Origin of the sequence: Pseudomonas sp. GM25 (assembly GCF_000282255.1) — a bacterium.
GTDB lineage: Bacteria > Pseudomonadota > Gammaproteobacteria > Pseudomonadales > Pseudomonadaceae > Aquipseudomonas > Aquipseudomonas aphyarum.
Window position 1 is genome coordinate 156,174 of record NZ_AKJQ01000009.1, and the last position, 21,396, is coordinate 177,569.

The 21,396-nt window shown below is 61.0% G+C and carries 19 protein-coding genes and 1 pseudogene; 10 read left to right on the top strand and 10 right to left on the bottom strand.

The features are described 5' to 3' along the window. Together PMI24_RS03325 and PMI24_RS29185 are read right to left on the bottom strand one after the other, a co-directional pair. Complete coding sequence (locus PMI24_RS03325) at positions 1–426, bottom strand: HIT family protein (protein ID WP_007951215.1); 426 nt, start codon at positions 424–426, stop codon at positions 1–3. Positions 427–896: 470 nt separating this feature from the next. Then, positions 897–1,250: a hypothetical protein gene (locus tag PMI24_RS29185; RefSeq protein ID WP_157222925.1), complete on the bottom strand. Its 354-nt coding sequence runs from the start codon at positions 1,248–1,250 to the stop codon at positions 897–899. 75 nt (positions 1,251–1,325) lie between these two features. On the opposite strand from PMI24_RS29185, the gene PMI24_RS03330 reads away from it, so the two are divergent. After that, positions 1,326–2,672 (top strand): OprD family porin, encoded by a 1,347-nt coding sequence (locus PMI24_RS03330; RefSeq protein WP_007951216.1) that lies wholly within the window; start codon positions 1,326–1,328, stop codon positions 2,670–2,672. A gap of 123 nt (positions 2,673–2,795) precedes the next feature. Here the strand turns inward: PMI24_RS03330 and PMI24_RS03335 are convergent, their stop codons facing one another. Continuing rightward, the gene (locus PMI24_RS03335; RefSeq protein ID WP_007951217.1) at positions 2,796–3,635 is read right to left on the bottom strand and encodes a mechanosensitive ion channel family protein; all 840 of its coding nucleotides are present in this window, start codon (positions 3,633–3,635) and stop codon (positions 2,796–2,798) included. A 138-nt stretch (positions 3,636–3,773) separates the two neighbouring features. Beyond that, positions 3,774–4,259 carry a YajQ family cyclic di-GMP-binding protein gene (locus tag PMI24_RS03340; RefSeq protein ID WP_007951218.1) on the bottom strand — a complete coding sequence of 162 codons (486 nt, stop codon included), beginning with the start codon at positions 4,257–4,259 and terminating at the stop codon, positions 3,774–3,776. A 140-nt stretch (positions 4,260–4,399) separates the two neighbouring features. Between PMI24_RS03340 and PMI24_RS03345 the strand changes: the two genes are divergently transcribed. The 3 genes from PMI24_RS03345 to PMI24_RS03355 are packed head-to-tail and all read left to right on the top strand — an operon-like array spanning position 4,400 to position 7,984. Beyond that, on the top strand, positions 4,400–5,317 hold the full coding sequence (locus PMI24_RS03345) for a putative 2-dehydropantoate 2-reductase (RefSeq protein ID WP_007951219.1): 918 nt from the start codon (positions 4,400–4,402) through the stop codon (positions 5,315–5,317). A gap of 45 nt (positions 5,318–5,362) precedes the next feature. Further along, positions 5,363–7,399, top strand: a complete 2,037-nt coding sequence (locus PMI24_RS03350; protein ID WP_007951220.1) for a sensor histidine kinase — start codon at positions 5,363–5,365, stop codon at positions 7,397–7,399. Positions 7,400–7,402: 3 nt separating this feature from the next. Continuing rightward, a complete protein-coding gene (locus PMI24_RS03355) occupies positions 7,403–7,984 on the top strand; it encodes a cob(I)yrinic acid a,c-diamide adenosyltransferase (protein ID WP_007951221.1) in 582 nt (193 codons plus the stop codon). A 39-nt stretch (positions 7,985–8,023) separates the two neighbouring features. Here PMI24_RS03355 and PMI24_RS03360 read toward each other — a convergent pair whose 3' ends face one another. From PMI24_RS03360 to secA, 4 genes are all read right to left on the bottom strand, one after another. Beyond that, positions 8,024–8,968 (bottom strand): Nudix family hydrolase, encoded by a 945-nt coding sequence (locus PMI24_RS03360; protein WP_007951222.1) that lies wholly within the window; start codon positions 8,966–8,968, stop codon positions 8,024–8,026. After that, positions 8,965–9,597: a glutathione S-transferase family protein gene (locus tag PMI24_RS03365; protein WP_007951223.1), complete on the bottom strand. Its 633-nt coding sequence runs from the start codon at positions 9,595–9,597 to the stop codon at positions 8,965–8,967. Before PMI24_RS03365 ends, PMI24_RS03360 begins: the two co-directional genes overlap by 4 nt. Positions 9,598–9,659: 62 nt before the next feature. Continuing rightward, a complete protein-coding gene (argJ, locus tag PMI24_RS03370; RefSeq protein WP_007951224.1) occupies positions 9,660–10,877 on the bottom strand; it encodes a bifunctional glutamate N-acetyltransferase/amino-acid acetyltransferase ArgJ in 1,218 nt (405 codons plus the stop codon). Between the two features lie 122 nt (positions 10,878–10,999). Next, entirely contained in the window at positions 11,000–13,738 is a 2,739-nt protein-coding gene (gene secA / locus PMI24_RS03375; protein ID WP_045121637.1) for a preprotein translocase subunit SecA, read from the bottom strand. Positions 13,739–14,045: 307 nt separating this feature from the next. On the opposite strand from secA, the gene PMI24_RS03380 reads away from it, so the two are divergent. Then, positions 14,046–14,501 carry a DUF721 domain-containing protein gene (locus PMI24_RS03380; RefSeq protein ID WP_007951226.1) on the top strand — a complete coding sequence of 152 codons (456 nt, stop codon included), beginning with the start codon at positions 14,046–14,048 and terminating at the stop codon, positions 14,499–14,501. Between the two features lie 10 nt (positions 14,502–14,511). On the opposite strand, the gene PMI24_RS03385 is transcribed toward PMI24_RS03380, so the two are convergent. Beyond that, positions 14,512–15,999 carry a helicase HerA-like domain-containing protein gene (locus tag PMI24_RS03385; protein ID WP_007951227.1) on the bottom strand — a complete coding sequence of 496 codons (1,488 nt, stop codon included), beginning with the start codon at positions 15,997–15,999 and terminating at the stop codon, positions 14,512–14,514. 188 nt (positions 16,000–16,187) lie between these two features. Between PMI24_RS03385 and PMI24_RS29715 the strand changes: the two are divergent. The 5 genes and pseudogenes from PMI24_RS29715 to PMI24_RS03405 all read left to right on the top strand — a co-directional run. Then, positions 16,188–17,219 (top strand): annotated as a pseudogene (locus PMI24_RS29715) (HAMP domain-containing protein); the annotation flags it as partial. Positions 17,220–17,312: 93 nt separating this feature from the next. Beyond that, positions 17,313–18,077 (top strand): methyl-accepting chemotaxis protein, encoded by a 765-nt coding sequence (locus PMI24_RS29720; RefSeq protein ID WP_371807424.1) that lies wholly within the window; start codon positions 17,313–17,315, stop codon positions 18,075–18,077. A 158-nt stretch (positions 18,078–18,235) separates the two neighbouring features. Beyond that, positions 18,236–19,348 carry a glycosyltransferase family 4 protein gene (locus tag PMI24_RS03395; protein ID WP_007951229.1) on the top strand — a complete coding sequence of 371 codons (1,113 nt, stop codon included), beginning with the start codon at positions 18,236–18,238 and terminating at the stop codon, positions 19,346–19,348. Continuing rightward, entirely contained in the window at positions 19,341–20,117 is a 777-nt protein-coding gene (locus tag PMI24_RS03400; protein ID WP_045121638.1) for a DUF2334 domain-containing protein, read from the top strand. The genes PMI24_RS03395 and PMI24_RS03400 overlap by 8 nt, the downstream gene beginning before the upstream one ends. Further along, positions 20,114–21,112 carry a lysylphosphatidylglycerol synthase transmembrane domain-containing protein gene (locus tag PMI24_RS03405; protein WP_007951231.1) on the top strand — a complete coding sequence of 333 codons (999 nt, stop codon included), beginning with the start codon at positions 20,114–20,116 and terminating at the stop codon, positions 21,110–21,112. Before PMI24_RS03400 ends, PMI24_RS03405 begins: the two co-directional genes overlap by 4 nt. Here PMI24_RS03405 and PMI24_RS29320 read toward each other — a convergent pair. Further along, a complete protein-coding gene (locus PMI24_RS29320; RefSeq protein ID WP_007951232.1) occupies positions 21,096–21,272 on the bottom strand; it encodes a hypothetical protein in 177 nt (58 codons plus the stop codon). The genes PMI24_RS03405 and PMI24_RS29320 overlap by 17 nt on opposite strands. Between the last annotated feature and the right edge of the window lie 124 nt (positions 21,273–21,396).

The following is a 21,396-nucleotide window of genomic DNA, read 5'->3' on the forward strand; positions in this document are numbered from 1 at the left end:
TCAGCCCTCCAGAAAGGTGAATTCTTCGTCCAGCACCAGACGCAGGCGCTCGCGAATCGCGGCCACTTGCTCGGCACTGTAAGGCTTGGCGGGATGTTTGCCCCAGACCGGTGCCGGCCAGGCGGCGTCGTCCCGTTTACGCACGATCACATGCATATGCATCTGGCTGACCACATTACCCAGGGTCGCCACATTCATCTTGTCGGCGTCGAAGGAGTCCTTGAGCACCTCGGCCAGGGCCGTGGTTTCCTCCCACAAGCGCTGCTGGTCGGCGACATCCAACTGAAACAACTCGCTGATATCGTCGCGGCGTGGCACCAGGATGAACCACGGGTAGTTGGCGTCGTTGGACAACAGCAATCGGCAAAGCGGGAAATCGCCGATGGTCAGCGTGTCCTGTTGAAGTCGTGGATCTAAAGCAAACACTGCGCGCACTCCCGGCGAAATGACCTGTTTTCAGCTTAGCGCCCCGCTGTGAATGCGCTGCGCCAAGCGACTGGACGGCAGCATACCTGCGATTGGAGTGAGCTTCACGGCGAACAGCGTTGCAGCAAGAATGCCTCCACGCTCCAGGATGTGACATTTATGCTTCGCGTGCACCAGGACGGAACCGGGAATGCGAATAAACCGAGCAAAATGACCCGCTCACACCTCAGCGTTTACGTTCATCCAGCGACCCAACTGTATGAATTCAGTACAGCCTTTGAATTTTTTTGCACCAAAACCGCACAGTGCGTCTACGCTCAGTGCGTCGGGCATCCGCCGAATACTCACCGACGGGGTGAACCGGTAACGTTTTTGGTTGTCGCGCTGCGACTTTCAGGGAGCAACACCATGCGAAGGACGGCGTCAAGCCTGTTTGAAAGGCCCTCGAAGCCCCCGGTTTTATGAGGTTTTTACAGCGTCAGACGAGCACCTTGAAAAAAACCGGAACAATTCAGCGGTTTGTGCACGCTTGTTGCATTCATACCCATATGGACTATAAGCGCACCACAAGAAGTGGATGCCTTGAGCCCCATAAAAACAGTGGCAGGGTTGCCCGATGGAGATTCAAGCGTTTTGCCAAGGGACTCTTTTTTACCGATGCTCAAGCCCTGTAAAACAGCGCTGAAGTTGTCAGTCCCATTGCATTTGGACTGTAAATTTGCGACATCTACCAAGCCGATTGCGACACGCTCGTAAAGAAGCTGAAAGGTTGGATGCGCAAGTATCGCCAACATTGTCGGCGTGATATAAGTTTGCGCCGACACAAAAAGAAAGAGCCGCCCAGATAATAAAACAGGTGGGACGGCAGTACTCTTCTAAAACCAAAGGAGCAAATCACGATGCGCGTGATGAAGTGGAGCATGATCGCACTGGCAGTTGCAGCAGCCGCCAGTACTCAGATGGCTACGGCCGCACCGTTCGTAAGTGACCAGGCTGAAGCCAAAGGCTTTGTTGAAGACGCGAAAGCTGATTTGCTGATTCGCAACTATTACTTCAACCGTGACAACAAAGACGGTTCCCGTGACGTAAAAGACTGGACCCAGGGTATCTGGGGCAACTTCAGCTCCGGTTACACCCAAGGTACTGTTGGCGTCGGCGTTGATGCGTTCGGCTACCTGGCCATCAAACTGGACGGCGGTGCCGGCACCAGCGGCTCCGGCAACATGAGCCGCAGCAACGAGTTCAATGCAAACGGTTCCCGCGACCCTGACGACAGCCAAGGCAAAGCCGGCGCTGCCATCAAGTTCCGCGTATCGAAAACCGAGCTGAAAATCGGTGACATGCAGCCTAGCACCGCTCCGGTGTTCGCTGTCGGCGGCTCCCGTATCCTTCCGCAAACTGCCAGCGGTTTCCAACTGCAGAGCAGCGAGATCAAAGACCTTGACCTCGAAGCCGGTCACTTCTACTCGGCAACCAGCCAGGACCGCAACGCCCGTGAAGGCGGCCTGTACGCGACCTACGCTGGCGTTGAAGCCAACACCATCGACTACTTCGGTGGCAAGTACGGCATCACCGAAAACCTGAGCGCATCGCTCTACGGCGCCAAACTGGAAGACATCTGGAACCAGTACTACGCCAACGTGAACCTCACCACTCCATTTGGTGGTGACACTTCGCTGAACACCGACTTCAACATCTATCGCACCACCGACACCGGTAGCGCGAAAGCCGGTGACATCAGCAACACCGCGTTCTCCCTGGCCACCGCTCTCTCGTTCCTGAAAGCGCACACCATCACCCTGGCCTTCCAGAAGGTCAACGGTGACACTCCGTTCGACTACATCGGCGTGGGCAAGAACAACCGTGGCGGCGACTCGATCTTCCTCGCCAACTCCATCCAGTACTCTGACTTCAACGCCCCAGGCGAGAAGTCTGCCCAGATCCGTTACGACATCAAGATGGCCGAGTACGGCGTTCCAGGTCTGAGCTTCATGACCCGCTACGTTAAAGGCTGGGACATCGACGGCACCCACACTCCAGCAGGCAGCGCCTACGCTGGTCTGTATGGCGAAGATGGCAAACACAACGAAACCAACTTCGAAGCCAAATACGTAGTTCAGTCTGGCCCGGCCAAAGACCTGTCCTTCCGTATTCGTCAAGCCTGGCACTTCGCTAACGCCGACGAAGGTGAAGGCGATACCAAAGAGTTCCGTCTGATCGTCGACTACCCGCTGTCGCTTTTGTAATCGCACCGAGTTAGTTGCGGTAACAAAACAAAAAGGCCCATCTTCGGATGGGCCTTTTTTATTGCCTGTCACTTGTAATAACTGCCTGACCGATAAGTCAGGCAATTAATTAGCAACCTATCATTACACTGCCGATTCCTGAACCACACGAATCACTCGTTGCGGAAAAGGAATATCAATGCCAGCAGTCTTTAAACGATCACGGGATTGTTCATTAAACATGAACATGACATCCCAGTAATCCGCCGTTTTAACCCACACGCGCAGAGAAACAGTGATCGAACTGTCACCCAGCGTCGAAATAACGGCCTGAGGTGCCGGATCCTGCAGAACACGATCATCCTTTGCCAGATCCAGCAGCACCTGACGGGCCTTTTGCAGATCGGCTTCGTAATCCACACCTACGTCGAACACAACCTTGCGGGTTGGCTGACGGTTGGTGTTGGTGATGATGCCGTTCGACAGGTTGCCGTTCGGGACGATGATGGTCTTGTTGTCACCGGTGCGCAGCACGGTGTGGAAGATCTGGATGCTGTCGACAGTACCTGCCACACCCTGGGCTTCGATCCAGTCACCGATACGGAACGGACGGAACAGCAGAATCAGCACGCCGCCGGCGAAGTTCGCCAGACTGCCCTGCAACGCCAGACCGATAGCCAGGCCGGCCGCACCGATCGCCGCAACGAACGAGGTGGTCTCGACGCCGATCATCGACGCCACGCTGACAATCAGCAGCACCTTGAGAATGATGTTGGCCAGACTGCTGATGAAACCTTGCAGTGCCAGGTCGGCATTGCGCAGGGCCAGCAGGCCGCCGAGCTTTTGCGTGACCTTGTTGATCAGCCACCAGCCGATGGCCAGGGTAATCACCGCCAGCAACACACGGCTGCCGTATTCCATGATCATCGGAATCCACGCCTGGGATGCCTTGACCAGGTTGTCCACCTCAGCATTCAAATCCATCTTTTATCTCCTGATTGCCGGCTTCCCGGGCTGTAAAAAACCAGCGGCAGAAAGACCGGGCCTTAAAGGGCTCAATCGTTTCTGCCGTTGCTTGGGCCTCGGACGCTTTAAACGCCGAGAGGTTCCCGACCGAAAAGCTTAGTCGCGGAAGTTGTTGAACTGCAGTGGCATGCCGAATTCCTTGGCACGCAGGGCCGCGATGGCCTCCTGCAGGTCGTCACGCTTCTTGCCGGTCACACGCACCTGCTCGCCCTGGATGGCGGCCTGCACCTTGAGCTTGGCTTCCTTGATGTGGCCGACGATTTTCTTCGCCAGCTCCTTGTCGATGCCTTCCTTGAGGACGGCGTCCTGTTTCATCAGTTTGCCCGAAGCGAAGGAGTCTTTGACTTCAAGGCACTGCACGTCGATCTTGCGCTTGACCAGGGCCAGCTTGAGGATCTCGATCATCGCTTCCAGCTGGAAATCGGCTTCAGCGGTCAGGTGGACGGTCAGGTCCTTTTCCTTGAATTCAAAGCTGCCCTTGCCTTTCAGGTCATAACGACGATCGAGTTCCTTCACGGCGTTCTCGACCGCGTTGGTGAGTTCGTGTTTGTCCAGTTCGGATACCACGTCGAACGACGGCATGTAATCTCTCCAATAAAAAGGCGCGCTCGTACGGGACGCGGCGCGCGTGGCTTGCGGTTAAAATCGGGCTCATTATAACGGGTCTTTTCCCACCGACACGGCGAGCCTTGCATGCCTGTACCTTACCGAGTGAAAAACTGATGTCCACCCCCTGGCACGTCCTCGGCGCCGGAAGTCTCGGCACGCTCTGGGCCACGCGTCTGACCCGGGCCGGATTGCCGGTCCGGCTGATCCTGCGCGACATCGACCGCCTGCACGACTATGCAACGGCGGGCGGCCTGACCCTCGTCGAACAAGGCGTTGCCAGCCGTTACGAGATCCCCGGTGAAACCCCGGACAGTCCCGGCCCCATCCGTCGCCTGCTGGTGGCCTGCAAGGCCTACGACGCCGAAGCGGCCGTGGCCGGGCTTGCTCATCGCCTGGCACCGGACGCCGAACTGATTCTTTTGCAGAACGGCCTCGGCAGCCAGGAAGCGGTCGCCGCACAAGTCCCGCAGGCCCGCTGCATCAGCGCCTCCAGCACCGAGGGCGCGTTTCGCGACGGCGACTGGCGCGTGGTATTCGCCGGCCATGGCTACACCTGGCTCGGCGACGCCGGCCATCCCGTGGCGCCATTCTGGCTGGACGATCTTGAGGCAGCGAAAATCCCCCATGAATGGAGCGCCGACATCCTCACCCGCCTGTGGCGCAAGCTGGCGCTCAACTGTGCGATCAATCCGCTGACGGTGCTGCACGATTGCCGCAACGGCGGCTTGCAGCAACATCACTGCGAAGTTGCCACCCTGTGCGGCGAACTGACCGAACTGCTCGAACGCTGCGGGCAACCGGCGGCGGCAGACAACCTGCAACAGGAAGTCGAACGGGTGATCCAGGCCACGGCGGCGAACTTCTCGTCCATGTATCAGGACGTGGCCAGCAAACGCCGCACCGAGATCAGCTATTTGCTTGGGCATGCCTGCAAGGTTGCAGAGCGTCACCAGTTGAACCTTCCGCATCTGAAGCAATTGCAGCAGCGCCTGACTGCTCATCTGCACAGTCTCGGATTGCCCGTCGACTGAGCAGCGGCTACGCTGGCCACTTGTTCCTTTGCTGCGATAAACCTGATGCCATTGCGCCAGCGTCTTGAAAACCTGCCGGTCGGCCAGAAACTGCTGGCCGCTCTGCTGGTGCTGTTGACCACTGTGTTGCTGGTCGCCAACCTGACCTTTATCAGCGCCGCCTATTACATTTCCCAGGAAAGCATGGCGCCTCAGGCGTTGCAGACCATCGGCCGGCTGGTGTCGAACCCGAGTCTGGTGGCCGAAGCCTTGCAGTCGCCGCAAAGCGCCGAACGCCTGCTCAAGGAACTCGACAGCTATTCCCCGCTGCGTGCCGCCGCGTTATATGACGGCAAAGGCGAACGTCTGGCGCAGCTGCAACACGGCGACAAACTCAAACTGCCGGAACGCTACCGGCACATCGAAGCCTGGCAACTGACCGAGTTTCGCAGCAATCAACTCATCACCCTGCCCCGCCCCGGTACTGCGCCGGGCCACCTGCTGTTGGTGGCCAGCAGCGAGCTGCCAGTCGCGTTCTACACCGGCACACTCACGGCCAGCCTAGGGATTCTGATTTTCAGTGTGCTGCTGTGGCTGGTCATCGCCCGGCAGATCAAGCGCCTGATCACCCGTCCCATCCATCAACTGGAAGAACTGTCCCGCCAGGTGACCCGCGAGGAAAACTACGCCCTGCGCGCCTCTCGGGGCAACCATGACGAAATCGGCAGTCTGGCCGAGGCATTCAACACCATGCTTTCGCGCATCGAGGCCCGGGAGCAGCAACTCAAGCGCGCCCGCGATGATTCCCAGGCAGCCTACGATCAGGCCCAGGGGCTGGCCGAAGAAACCCGCCACACCAACCGCAAGCTGGAACTGGAAGTCCAGGTGCGCAGCAAGATCGAGAAGAAACTCACCGGGTTCCAGAACTACCTCAACAGCATCATCGACTCCATGCCTTCGGCGCTGATCGCCCTCGACGAGCAACTCTACGTCACGCAGTGGAACCAGGAGGCCAGCGCCCTTTCCGGTACACGGCTGGACGAAGCGCTGAACCAGCCGATCTTTCTCGCGTTCGAGCCGCTCAAGCCGTTTCTGCCGCAACTCAAGCAGACCGTCGAGCAACACACGGTGGCGAAAATCGAGCGGGTGACGTGGTTCAAGGACGACGAGCCCAAGCACTACGCCCTCACCTTTTACCCGTTGATGGGCGGCGCCGGGCGCGGCGTGGTGATCCGAATCGACGACATCACCCAGCGCCTGTCGCTGGAAGAAATGATGGTGCAGTCGGAGAAAATGCTGTCGGTCGGTGGCCTCGCCGCCGGCATGGCCCACGAGATCAACAACCCGCTGGGGGCGATCCTGCACAACGTGCAGAACATTCGCCGACGCCTGTCGCCAGACTTGCCGAAGAACCTCGAACAGGCCGAACAACTGGGCATCGAACTCGATACCGTGAACCGCTACCTGCAAGGCCGGGAAGTCCCGCAACTGCTCGACGGCATCCAGCAGGCCGGGGCGCGGGCGGCGAAAATCGTCACCCACATGCTCAGCTTCAGCCGCCGCAGCAACCGCCAGATGGCGCCGTGCGACCTGCCGGCGCTGATCGATCAAGCCGTGGAAATCGCCGGCAACGACTTCGACCTGGCCATCGGCTTCGACTTCAAGGGTCAGGCGATCATTCGCCAGTTCGACCCGGCGCTGGGCCCGGTACCCGGCACTGCCAACGAACTCGAACAGGTGCTGCTCAACCTGTTGAAAAACGCCGCGCAGGCGATCCACCAGCGCGAAGATGACAGCGAGCCGGGGCGAATAACCTTGCGCACCCGGCTCAATCCGCCCTGGGCCGAGATTCAGGTCGAGGACAACGGCATCGGCATGAGCGAGAACGTGCGCAAACGCACCTTCGAGCCGTTCTTCACCACCAAGGAAATCGGCCAGGGCACGGGCCTCGGCCTGTCGGTGTCGTACTTCATCATCACCAACAACCACAAAGGGCAGATGGAAGTGCAGTCGGCACCGGGGCAAGGCACCTGCTTCACCCTGCGCCTGCCACTGGCGCAACCGGCGCCCATCGCCGCCGAAAACAATCAACTACCGAGGTAAACCATGGGCTTTCGCTTGTCGAAGATCTACACCCGCACCGGCGACAAGGGCGAAACCGGACTCGGCGACGGCCGCCGGGTGCCCAAGAATCACCCGCGCATCGAGGCCATTGGCGAGGTCGATACGCTGAACAGTCAGGTCGGCGTGCTGCTGGCCGGATTGATCGCCGAGCGTGAAACCTGTCCCGGGCTGAATGAATTGATCGACGTGTTGGCGCCATGCCAGCACCGGTTGTTCGATCTTGGTGGCGAGCTGGCGATGCCGGAATATCAGGCGCTGAACGCAGCAGAAATCGAACGGCTGGAAGCGGCCATCGATGTGTGGAACGAGGAATTGGGGCCGCTGGAGAACTTCATTCTGCCGGGCGGTTCGATGCTGATCGCCCAGGCCCATGTCTGCCGCAGTCTGGCGCGTAGTGCCGAAAGGCGTTGCCAGCATTTGAATGCGATCGAGCCGTTGGCCGGGGTTGGCCTGGCGTATATCAATCGCTTGTCGGATCTGTTGTTTGTGGCGGCGAGGTTGATCGCCCGGCGCCAGGGCATTGCCGAGATTCTGTGGCAACCGGCGGCGAAACCCGAGAACTGATCACTCCCACGCCAGGCGCGGGAGTGATCGGGTGCCTATTCAGGCCTCAGGCCAGAACGCCCGAATCCCCGCCACGCCCTGAGCCCCGGCATTCCATGCTTTTTCGCGTTCCGCCGGGCCGACTCCACCCAACAGAAACACCGGTTTGCTGAAGCCTTCGATCAGCGTCGAAGCCTGCTCCCAGCCCAACGGCTGTGCATCCGGATGAGTCAGGGTCGGTTGAACCGGCGACAGGGTGACGAAGTCCACGCCCATCTGCTCGGCCAGCGCCAGTTCTTCAGCATTGTGGCAAGAAGCCGCCAACCAGCGATCTGCCGGCAGCGGACGCCCCGCGGCTGCGTACTTGCGCAACTGCGCTGAAGTGATGTGCCATCCCGCGGCCGGGAAATCGCCCAGCCACTCGAACGGGCCCTTGATCATCAACTGGGCCTTGCCGGCGCAGAGGCCGACCGCATCTACCGCCAGATCGCGATATTTCGGGTCATAACCATTGGGCGCACGCAGCTGGATCAGCTTGATGCCACCGGCGATTGCCTTCTGGATACCGCGCAGCAAGGCCGGGGTTTCCAGGTCTTCTGGGGTGATCAGGTATTCAGCGGGCAAACGCGCTGCCGCGACGATCGGCTGGTTGGCTGCAGGGAATTCGTAATCCGTCAGTTCCTTGGCCGAAACCCAAGCCAATGGCTGGCCTTCGGCACCGTGGGGTTCGCCGGTGAAGCTCGAAACTTCCCAGACATCCAGCAACACCTGCTTGTCCGGGTAATCGTGGCGCACCTTGATCAGCGGCCGAGCGGCACCGACGACAATGCCCAACTCTTCTTGCAGCTCGCGAGCCAGAGCGGTTTGCACCGACTCGTCGGCTTCGACCTTGCCACCGGGAAACTCCCAGAGGCCGCCCTGATGCTGGGTATCGGCACGGCGGGCGATCAGAATCTTGCCGCTGCCGTCACGAATGACGGCGGCGGCGACGTGTACACGTTTCACGACTGCAATTCCTCCAGTCCAGCCTTTTGCCAGGCCTTGAAGGCCGGCCATTGGTAGACGGTTTCAACATAGGCTTCATCATCGGCCGGCAACTTCACCTGATAGGTGCGCAGGCGCACGGCAATCGGTGCGAAGAACGCATCGGCCAGCGACACCCGACCAAACAGGTAAGGCCCAGGCTCGGTCGCGACAGCGCGGCATTCAGCCCACAGCGCGAGCATGCGCTCGACATCGACCTTCACTTCCGGCGGCACCGGGTTGAGCGGCGCGTCGTGGCTCAGGTTGAACGGCATGTGGTTGCGCATGGCGAAGAAGCCGCTGTGCATCTGCGCGCAGGCGGATCGGGCCTGGGCACGGGCGGCGATATCGGTCGGCCAGAGTTGTTCGGAAGGAAACTGTTCGGCCAGGTATTCGGCAATCGCCAGAGAATCGGCGACGGTGCCACGGGCGGTTTTCAGCAGCGGCACCTTGGCGGTCGGCGAGTGCGAGAGCAGCCGTTCGCGGGTGTCGGGCTTGCCGAGTTTGACCAGTTCTTCGGTGTAGGGCGCGCCGGTCAGTTCAAGCGCCAGCGCCGCGCGCAGGGACCAGGAGGAAAGCAGTTTGTCGCCGATGATCAGGTGAAGGCTCATGTTCGGGTCCTTTCATGGGACAGAAGAAAAGGAGGTCCGCAGACCTCCCTCTTCGGCAGGGATCAGGTGCGGTATTCGGCGTTGATCTTCACGTACTCGTGGGACAGGTCAGTGGTCCAGATGGTTTCGCTGCAATCGCCGCGACCCAGTTCGATACGGATGGTGATTTCTTCCTGCTGCATCACTGCCGAGCCCTGGGCTTCGGTGTAGGTCGCGGCGCGGGCGCCACGGCTGGCGATGCACACGTCGCCGAGGAACACGTCGATCTTGCTCACGTCCAGTTCCGGCACGCCGGCACGGCCGACAGCGGCGAGGATGCGGCCCCAGTTCGGGTCGGACGCAAACAGTGCAGTCTTGATCAGCGGCGAGTGGGCCACGGTGTAGCCGACGTCCAGGCATTCCTGGTGATTGCCGCCGCCGTTGACTTCAACGGTCACGAACTTGGTCGCGCCTTCGCCGTCACGCACGATGGCCTGGGCCACGTCCATGCACACTTCGAAAACGGCCTGCTTCAGCTTGGCGAACAGCTCGCCTTCGGCACGGGTGATTTCCGGCAGCGCAGCCTTGCCGGTGGCGATCAGCATGCAGCAGTCGTTGGTCGAAGTGTCGCCATCGATGGTGATGCGGTTGAACGACTTGTTGGCGCCGTCCAGCATCAGGTTTTGCAGCACGTCGCGGGAGACTTTGGCGTCGGTGGCGATGTAGCCGAGCATGGTCGCCATGTTCGGGCGGATCATGCCCGCGCCCTTGCTGATACCGGTGACGGTGATGGTCACGCCGTCATGCTGGAACTGGCGGCTGGCGCCTTTTGGCAGCGTGTCGGTGGTCATGATGCCGGAGGCGGCAGCTTCCCAGTTGTTTTCCGACAGATCGTCCAGTGCGGCCTGCAAGGCGCCTTCGATTTTCTCGACCGGCAGCGGCTCGCCGATCACGCCGGTGGAATACGGCAGGATCTGGCTGGCATCCACGCCGGTCAATTCAGCCAGTTTGGCGGTGGTGCGCTCGGCGGCGGCCAGGCCTGGTTCGCCGGTGCCGGCGTTGGCATTGCCGGTGTTGGTCAGCAGGTAGCGCACCGGGTTCTGCACGCGCTTTTTGGCCAGGATCACCGGCGCTGCACAGAACGCGTTCAACGTGAACACTCCCGCCACGGTGGAACCTTCGGCGCAACGCATCACGACGACATCCTTGCGCCCCGGGCGCTTGATGCCGGCCGAAGCGATACCGAGTTCAAAACCGGCAACCGGGTGCAACGTTGGCAAAGGACCAAGACCAACAGCCATGAATGCGCTCCTTACTCAATGATGTCAGCACCGCCAAGCGTAGTGGCGGTGGTGTAAATGGCAAAACGCCGCGACGGCTGGTGCCGGTCGCGGCGCGGGTATTTCAGCGATTGAAACGGGGTTTACTGGATCTGCCCGTGGCAATGCTTGAATTTCTTGCCCGAACCGCAGTAGCACAGTTCGTTGCGGCCCAGCTTCTGCTCGTTGCGAACCGGGGCGGTGGCGAGGGCCACATCGACCTCTTCACCGACCAGTTCCGGTTGCGCTTCCAGGCCAGGAGCCTCGGCGTGTTCGAACTGCATGCGGGCGGCCAGTGCTTCGGCTTCCTGACGCAGGCGTTGCTCTTCCTCGGCCGGATCTTCGCGGCGAACCTGAACGTGCGACAGCACACGGATCGAGTCGCGCTTGATCGAATCCAGCAGCTCGGAGAACAGCGTGAAGGACTCGCGCTTGTATTCCTGCTTCGGGTTCTTCTGCGCATAACCACGCAGGTGGATGCCGTGACGCAGGTGATCCATGGTCGACAGGTGGTCTTTCCACAGGTCGTCCAGAACGCGCAGCACGATCTGCTTCTCAAAGGAACGCAGGGCTTCGGCGCCAGCCTGGTCTTCTTTTTCGTTGTACGCGGCGATCAGCTCGTTCATCAGCTTCTCGCGCAGGGTTTCTTCGTACAGGTGATCGTCTTCGTCGAGCCATTGCTGGATCGGCAGTTTCACGCCGAAGTCGCTGGCGATCGACGCCTCCAGACCGGCCACGTCCCACTGCTCTGGCAGCGATTGCGGCGGAATGTGCGCGCTGACGGTGGCGTTCAGGACGTCCTGACGGAAGTCAGCGATGGTCTCGCCGATGTTGTCCGCAGCCAGCAACGTGTTACGCATGTGATAGATCACTTTACGCTGTTCGTTGTTGACGTCGTCGAACTCGAGCAGTTGCTTGCGGATGTCGAAGTTGCGGCCTTCAACCTTGCGCTGTGCCTTCTCGATGGCGTTGGTCACCATGCGGTGCTCGATCGCTTCACCGGACTGCATGCCCAGGGCCTTCATGAAGTTCTTCACCCGGTCAGAGGCGAAGATGCGCATCAGGCTGTCTTCCAGCGACAGGTAGAAGCGGCTGGAACCGGCGTCGCCCTGACGGCCGGCACGGCCACGCAGCTGGTTGTCGATACGACGGGATTCGTGACGCTCGGACGCGATCACCTGCAGACCGCCGGACTCCAGCACTTGCTGGTGACGCTTCTGCCAGTCGGCCTTGATCTGGGCGATCTGCTCAGGGGTCGGGTTTTCCAGCGACGCGACTTCAACTTCCCAGTTGCCGCCCAACAGGATGTCGGTACCACGACCGGCCATGTTGGTAGCGATGGTCAGTGCGCCCGGACGACCGGCCTGTGCAATGATTTCAGCTTCTTTTTCGTGGAACTTGGCGTTCAGAACCTTGTGTTCGATGCCTTCCTTCACGAGCAACGCGGACATGTGCTCGGAGGTTTCGATGGTCGCAGTACCCACCAGCACCGGACGGCCAGCGGCCATGCTTTCCTTGATGTCGTTGACGATCGCCGCGTATTTCTCTTCGGCGGTCAGGAACACCAGGTCGTTGTAATCCTTACGGGCCAACGGCTTGTTGGTCGGGATCACGATGACCGGCAGGCCATAGATCTGATGGAATTCGAACGCTTCGGTGTCGGCCGTACCGGTCATGCCGGACAGTTTTTCGTACAGACGGAAGTAGTTCTGGAACGTGGTCGATGCCAGGGTCTGGCTCTCGGCCTGGATGTTCAGGTTTTCCTTGGCCTCGATGGCCTGGTGCAGGCCTTCGGACAGACGACGACCCGGCATGGTACGGCCGGTGTGTTCGTCGACCAGTACAACCTGACCGTCCTGCACGATGTATTCGACGTTGCGATGGAACAGCTTGTGCGCACGCAGACCGGCGTAGACGTGAGTCAGCAGGCTCAGGTTGTGTGCCGAGTACAGGCTCTCGCCCTCGGCCAGCAGACCGATGCTGGTCAGCTGGTCTTCGATGAACTGGTGACCGGCTTCGTTGAGTTCGACCTGACGGGTCTTCTCGTCGACGGTGTAATGGCCTTCCTGAGTGACTTCGCCTTCGACTTCTTCGACGTGCAGCTTGAGTTTCGGGATCAGCTTGTTGATCTCGATGTACAGCTTGGAGCTGTCCTCGGCCTGACCGGAAATGATCAGCGGGGTACGCGCTTCGTCGATGAGGATGGAGTCGACTTCGTCGATCACGGCAAAGTTGAGTTCGCGCTGGAATTTCTCTTCCATGCTGAACGCCATGTTGTCGCGCAGGTAGTCGAACCCGAATTCGTTGTTGGTGCCGTAGGTGATGTCGGCGGCGTAGGCGGCGCGCTTCTCTTCCGGCGGCTGGAACGGCGTCACGATGCCGACGGTCAGGCCGAGGAATTCATACAGCGGGCGCATCCAGTTGGCGTCACGGCGGGCCAGGTAGTCGTTCACGGTCACAACGTGCACGCCCTTGCCGGACAGCGCGTTGAGGTAAACACCCAGGGTACCCACCAGCGTCTTGCCTTCACCGGTACGCATTTCGGCGATCCGGCCTTCATGCAGGGTCATGCCGCCGATCAGCTGGACGTCGAAGTGGCGCATGCCCATGACACGCTTGCCGGCTTCGCGGGCGACCGCAAAAGCTTCCGGCAACAGCTTGTCGAGGGTCTCCCCCTTGGCAATGCGGTCCTTGAACTCTGCGGTCTTGGCGCGCAGTTGATCGTCCGAGAGGGCGACCATCTTCTCTTCGAAGGCATTGACGAGCTGCACCGTCTTGAGCATGCGTTTGACTTCACGCTCGTTCTTGCTTCCAAAAAGTTTCTTTAACAAAGGCGCAAACATATCGGCAGGATCTTCCACACTAAAGGGATGGAGGGCGGCCCCGTGAGTCGCCCGTGCAGCCCTCATGGCCGCATGCGAACGAGCATTCTACCCGGAAACGGTGGTGAGGAAAGTGGGGATATTCCACGATGCTGGCACTGCGCTTTGACGGGGCTCACTTAAAATAGGGGCGTTTTGCTCAACTTCAAGCCGTACAGCAAAGAAGTTAGTCGTTGATTTAATGGGCAAAGCAGGGACAAAAGCAATGGGCGAGTGAAATGGGTGCCATCTGCTACCATGGCGGCTCTGTAACTTCAGGTCCTAGATCATGGCATTTCGCCCTCTCACAGCCAGAGCGCCCGCCGTTCTGCTACGCGAAGCCAGGCCGTTGAAAGCCATCCTCGGTCATGCCCAGCGCCTGGCCCATCTGCAACGTCTGCTCGAAAGCCAACTGCAACCCGCCGCCCGCGAACACTGCCACGTCGCCAAGTGGCGCGAAGGCGAGCTGTTGCTGATCGTCACCGACGGCCATTGGGCCACGCGCCTGCGCTATCAGCAGAAACGTCTGCAACGGCAACTGCAAATGTTCGACGAGTTCGCCAATCTGACGCGGATCAAGTTCGCCGTGCGGCCACCGACCATCCAGCGCGAAGCGAGCGGGCCGACGATCGACCTGTCGACGGATGCGGCGGCGACCATCCAGGCCACCGCCGACGGGATCAGCGATCCGAATCTGCGGGCGGCACTGGAGCGACTGGCCGCCCACGCCAAACCCAAAACCTGAGCCTTGTTGATCAGCGGCGTTTGCTGCCGCCGAGCAACGACCCCATCAGACCGCGCACCAACTGTTTACCCAGCGAATTCGCCGCCTGACGCATCGCCGACTTGAGCGCCTGCCCTGCCGCCGTGCCGAGGAACTCTCCGGCCTTGTCCGCCAGGCTCGGCTCTTCAGGGGCCGGTTTGCCCGGCGCCGCTTCAGCCTCCGGCGCCATCCCCTTGCGACCCATCAGGATTTCATAGGCCGACTCGCGATCGATCGGCTTGTCATAACGGCCCTTGAACGGCGAACCGGCGATCAGCATCGTGCGCTCGGTCTCGGTCAACGGCCCGATCCGCGATTGCGGCGGCGCTACCAGCACCCGCTGAACCATTTCCGGCGTGCCCTTCTCCTGCAAGGTGCCAACCAGGGCTTCGCCAATCCCGAGCTCGGTGAGCACCGACAACGTGTCGAACGCCGGATTCGGCCGGAAGCCGTCCGCCACCGCCCGCAGGGATTTCTGTTCCTTGGCGGTGAACGCGCGCAGCCCGTGCTGGATCCGCAGCCCCAGTTGCGCCAGCACATCGTCCGGCAGATCGCCCGGTGACTGAGTGACGAAATACACGCCAACGCCTTTGGAGCGGATCAGCCGCACCACTTGCTCCAAGCGCTCTTGCAGAGCCTTGGGCGTATCGCCGAACAACAAATGCGCCTCATCGAAAAACAGCGCCAACAACGGTTTGTCGGCATCGCCGCGCTCCGGCAGTTGCTCGAACAGCTCAGCCAGCAGCCACAGCAGGAAGGTCGCGTAGACCTTCGGCGCCTCGTGCACCAGACGACTGGCATCCAGCAGATGGATGCGCCCGCGACCGTCGGCGGTCGGTTGCAGAATGTCTTCCAGTTGCAGCGCCGGTTCGCCGAACAACGCTTCGGCGCCCTGCTGCTCCAGCGTCGCCAGACGCCGCAACAGCGCCTGACTGGACCCGGTGGTGAACAGCGCGGCGTCTTCGCCCAACAGCTGCGGATTGTCCTTGAGGTGATTGAGCAGCGCTTTCAGGTCTTTGAGATCCAGCAGCAACAGGCCTTCGCGATCCGCCACCTTGAACGCTGCGTACAACGCCGATTGCTGGCTGTCGGTCAGTTCCAGCAAGGCGCCGATCAGCAACGGACCCATTTCGCTCAGCGTAGTGCGCAACGGATGACCGGACTGACCGTGAATGTCCCACAAGGTCACCGGATACGCCTGAGGCGTGTGCTTGAGCCACGGCATGCCGGCGATGCGCTCGGCGATCTTGCCCTGAGGGTTACCGGCAGCACCGAGGCCGCACAGGTCGCCCTTGACGTCGGCGGCAAACACCGCGACCCCGGCGTCGCTGAACGCCTCGGCCAGACGCTGCAAAGTAACGGTCTTGCCGGTACCGGTTGCGCCGGCGACCAGTCCGTGTCGGTTGGCCAGGCGCATGGCCTGGGCGATCGGTTGCCCGGCGAGGTCGGCGCCGATTACGAGTTGCGAAGATTCAGGCATTTGGTCACCCAATGGTTAATCTTTGATCGTGCATGGCCGATAGCTAAAGGTGACAGATGCGACTGACAACCGCATCGGAGATTTCCCTAAGGAGAAGCGGAAATACCTGCTTGTACTCATCAAGCCCACCTAGCGAGCATCTATAGAAGCACGCCCTGAATAATAAGACCTTAGCGGAACCCCAAGCCATGAACAAAAATCTGCGTTTCAGCCATAAAATTTTGCTTGCCGCCGCCCTCATCGTCATTGCCGCCTTTGCCTCGTTCACGCTGTACAACGACTGGTTGCAGCGCAACGCGATCCGCGAGGACCTGGACAATTACCTCAACGAGATGGGCGAGGTCACCGCCGACAACATCCAGACCTGGCTCAGTGGGCGCATCCTGCTGATCGAGAACGCTGCCCAGAACATCGCCATCAATCCCGAGCCTGCCGCTGTCGCCAGCCTGCTGGAACAGAAAGCCCTGACGTCGACCTTCATGGCGTCTTACCTCGGCGATGCTACCGGGCACTTCACCATCCGCCCGGATGCGAAGATGCCGGACGGTTTCGATCCACGGGTTCGTCCTTGGTATAAAGGTGCGGAAAGCAGCAGCACCTCGACCCTGACCGAACCGTACATCGACGCGGCCACCGGCCAGACCATCATTTCCATCGCCACCGCCGCGAAAAAGGCCGGTCAGAGCGTCGGCGTGGTGGGCGGCGACCTGAGCCTGCAAACCCTGATCAACACCCTCAGCGCCCGGGACTTCTCCGGCATGGGTTATGCGTTCCTGGTCAGCGCCGACGGCAAGATCCTGGTGCACCCGGACAAGGCCCTGGTGATGAAGTCACTGAAGGAAGCCTATCCGCAGGACACCCCGCGCATCAGCAGCGACTTCAGTGAAGTCACCGTCGACGGCAAGACCCGCATCGTCAACTTCACCCCGATCAAGGGCCTGCCGTCGGTGAACTGGTACATCGGTCTGTCGGTAGATAAAGACAAAGCCTTCTCGATGCTCAGCGAATTCCGCGCTTCGGCCGTGATCGCGACCGTGATTGCCGTGGCGATCATCATCGCCCTGCTCGGCATGCTGATCCGCATCCTGATCCAGCCGCTGCACGTGATGACTCGCGCCATGGAAGACATCGCCGACGGCGAAGGCGACCTGACCAAGCGCCTGACCATCCAGAATCAGGACGAATTCGGCGTGCTCGGCACAGCGTTCAACCGTTTCGTCGAACGTATCCACGGCTCGATCCGCGAAGTGTCGTCGGCCACCGGCCAGGTCAACGAAGTCGCCCTGCGGGTGGTCGCGGCCTCGAACTCGTCGATGTACAACTCCGACCAGCAAGCCTCCCGCACCAACAGCGTGGCCGCCGCGATCAACCAGCTCGGCGCCGCCGCCCAGGAAATCGCCCGCAATGCCGCCCAAGCCTCGACCCAGGCCAGCGACGCCCGTGGCCTGGCCGAAGACGGTCAACAAGTGGTGGATCGCAGCATCAAGGCGATGAACCAGCTGTCGAGCATGCTCAGCGCATCGAGCAGCAACATCGAATCGCTGAACAGCAAGACAGTGAACATCGGCCAGATCCTGGAAGTGATCACCAGCATTTCCCAACAGACCAACCTGCTGGCGCTCAACGCGGCCATCGAAGCGGCCCGTGCCGGTGAAGCCGGTCGCGGTTTTGCGGTGGTGGCGGACGAAGTGCGCAACCTCGCCCACCGCACCCAGGAATCGGCACAACAGGTGCAGACCATGATCGAGGAGCTGCAAGTCGGCGCCCGCGAATCCGTCAGCACCATGAGCGACAGCCAGCGCCACAGCCAGGACAGCGTGGACATCGCCAACCTCGCCGGCGAGCGTCTGAACAGCGTGACCCAGCGCATTGGTGAAATCGACGGAATGAACCAGTCGGTAGCCACCGCGACCGAGGAACAGACGGCTGTGGTCGAGTCGATCAACGTGGATATCACCGAGATCAATACGCTGAACCAGGAAGGTGTCGAGAACCTGCAGGCGACGTTGCGGGCTTGCTCGGATCTGGAGCAGCAGGCTTCACGCTTGAAGCAACTGGTTGGCAGCTTCCGGATTTAAAGCCGTTCTGCCGGTCGTCTTCGTCGTTCACAACTATCCGACGAAGACGACCGACAATCCCTCCGAAACCGGCCTTGCACCCCACCGCGAAACCCCGACCGAACATCTATTCTTGATAAAGGTCAACCAAGGGAGATCAACGCGGAGGGACGTTCACCGTGCATATCGCCGACATCACCATGTTCTACGCCCCGGCCAGCGGTGGCGTGCGCACCTATCTGGATGCCAAGCACCGTCGGCTGGGGGTCAAGCCCGGCATCCGCCACAGCCTGCTGATTCCCGGCGCGCATTTCGGCGAACGTGATGGCGTCTACACGGTTCCCGCCCCCGCCCTGCCCTTCGGCAAGGGCTATCGTTTTCCCCTGCGCCTGGCCCCTTGGCGAAACGTCCTGCAGGACCTGCAACCCGATCTGATCGAAGTCGGCGACCCGTACCTCACCGCCTGGGCCGCGCTCGATGCGCGTCGGCAGCTGGATGTGCCGGTGATCGGTTTCTATCACTCCGACCTGCCGCTACTAGTGGGCAACCGCATGGGCCACTGGGTCACGCCGAATGTCGATGCGTATGTGCGCAAGTTGTACGGCAATTTCGACCGAGTGCTGGCGCCCAGCCAGGTGATGGCCGACAAGCTCAGCGGACTGGGCGTGCGCAATGTGTTCGTGCAGCCGCTGGGCGTTGACCTGCACACTTTTCACCCGGATGCCCGCGACGCCGGACTGCGCAGCGAACTGGGAATCGCCGATGACACGCGCCTGCTGATCTTCGCCGGTCGCGGTTCCAAGGAGAAAAACCTGCCGGTGCTGCTCGATTGCATGAAACGCTTGGGCCCGCGCTATCACCTGTTACTGGTCGGCTCGTCGATGCCTGCATCCGTCCCGGACAATGTCAGTGTGATCGACCAGTTTTGCCCGGCCGCACTGGTCGCGCGGCTGATGGCCAGTGCCGATGCGCTGATCCACGCCGGCGATCAGGAAACTTTCGGTCTGGTGATTCTGGAGGCGATGGCCTGCGGCATTCCGGTGGTGGCGGTGGCGGCCGGGGCGTTCGAGGAAATCGTCAGCGAATCCTGCGGCCTGCTCTGCGCACCGAACAATTCGCAAGCCATGGCCAACGCCGTGCGTGAACTGTTCAGTCGCGGAACTGGCGTACTCGGTCAACAGGCACGCCAGCATGTCGAACGGCATTACGCCTGGGACACGGTGGTCGACAGCCTGCTGGGGCATTATCACGCCGTACTTGGCGATTCGGTTCCACGGGTGGCCAATGGCTGAATCTCACGAGCGCCCGACGCTGATGCTGGTGCTGCATGACGTGGCGCCCTCCACGTGGGCCGATTATCGAGCCTTCGTCGAAGCCGTTGACCGGTTGGGCAACGTCCCGATGACGTGGCTGGTGGTTCCGGACTTCCATCGACGCGAGGCACTTGAAGGCCATCCAGCGTTTTGTCGAATGCTCGACGAGCGCGTCGCACGCGGTGATGAACTGGCCCTGCACGGCCACTTTCATGAAGACACCGAGCCCGGCCCGCGCACGGCGCGCGACTGGTTCATGCGCCGGGTCTTCACCCATGAAGGCGAGTTCTATCAGCTGTCCCGGGAAGCCGCCCTCGCCCGCCTGCGCCCAGGCATCGATCTGTTTCGGCGCCACGACTGGCCGCTACACGGTTTCGTCGCCCCCGCCTGGTTGATGAGTGCCGGCACACGCCAGGCATTGCGCGAATTGCCGCTGCGCTACACCAGCGATCGGCAGCATTTTTATCACTTGCCGGATTTCACTGCGGTCGAGGCTCCGGGACTGGTCTGGAGCGCACGCAGCGCCTGGCGTCGCGGCATGTCAAAGGTCATCAGCGAACAGCGTGAGCAGCGCTGGCGTCAGGCGCCGGTGATTCGTCTAGGCTTGCACCCGGTGGACATGCGCCACCGGTTTTCCCGGGATTACTGGTGGCGCACCCTTGAACGACTGTTGGCGGACGGACGCGTGCCCATGACCAAAATCGACTGGCTGACGCGCCAGCAAACTCAAGCCGAGCGTGCCGCTTGAGTCGCGGCATTTTGCTGCTGATCGGCCTGCTGGTGGCCGTGGCGGTTCCCGCCCTGCTCGGGGGCGGCGAAACCTGGGAGCGCCTGCAAGCCTTTCCGCTGCACTGGCTGTTGATCATGTTCGCCATGGTTCTGCTGTGCTGGGGCATCAACACCTTGCGCCTGCGGCTGTTGCTCGGCGATCAGCGTGACCGGGTCACGCCCGTCAAAAGCCTCGGGGTGGTGATGGCTGCCGAATTCGCCTGGTGCGCCACGCCCGGCGGCAGCGGCGGGCCGTTGACGATCATGGCGCTGCTGGCGCGCAGCGGCGTGCGTCCGGCCCGGGGCAGCGCCGTGTTTGCGATGGATCAGTTGAGCGATCTGCTGTTTTTTCTCTGCGCCCTGATCGGAATTCTGATCTACGCGCTGTTCCAGCATCTTAGCGACCGTATGGAATGGCTGCTGATCGTCAGTGCGATGTCGTTGACCGGTGGCCTGTTCAGCTGCGTGCTGGTCGCGCGTTATCACCGTCGTTTGATCCGCCTGAGCGGGCGCCTGTTAGCCGGGATGAACGTCGAACCCCGCACCCGACGGCGCTGGGCGCGGCAGTTGCTGCACTTTCTGGCCGCTTTCACCGATGCGCTGAAATTGCCGTGGCAGACATTGATCAAGGTGTTCGTCCTGACCTGCGTGCATTGGTCGCTGCGTTACAGCGTGCTGTATCTGGCGTTGCGCGGGCTGGGGGCGGATGTGCAGTGGGCATGGACGTTTCTGATCCAGATGCTTTCGCTGGGTGCGGGGCAATTCAGCCTGTTGCCGGGCGGTGCCGGTGCAGCGGAATTGACCTCGGCGGCGCTGCTGGCGCCGATGGTCGGCAAATCGACCGCGGCGGCGGCGATACTGATCTGGCGGGTGGTGACGTATTACTTCTATCTGCTGGTGGGCGGCCCGGTGTTTCTATTGATGCTGGGCCGGCCGTTGCTGAAAAAGCTGCTGAGCGTCAGACAGGCTTCTTGAGGTCATCCTCTTCGTCCTTGAGTTGTTCCCACAGTTCGGCAGCGCCGGGAAACTCCGTGCCGTCCTCCGGGCTCAGGTCATCCGGGTCATAGCGGCTCAAGCAGCCCTCGCCGAGGGTGGCGGGTGCCTTGGAAGTGGCTTTGTCCAGTGGATCGCTCATCGATATGTCCTCAAGGTCCGTGGATCGTTCCCACGCTCTGCGTGGGAACGCAGCCCGGGACGCTCTGCGTCCCAAAGCAGACGCGGAGCGTCTGAAGAGGCGTTCCCACGCAGAGCGTGGGAAC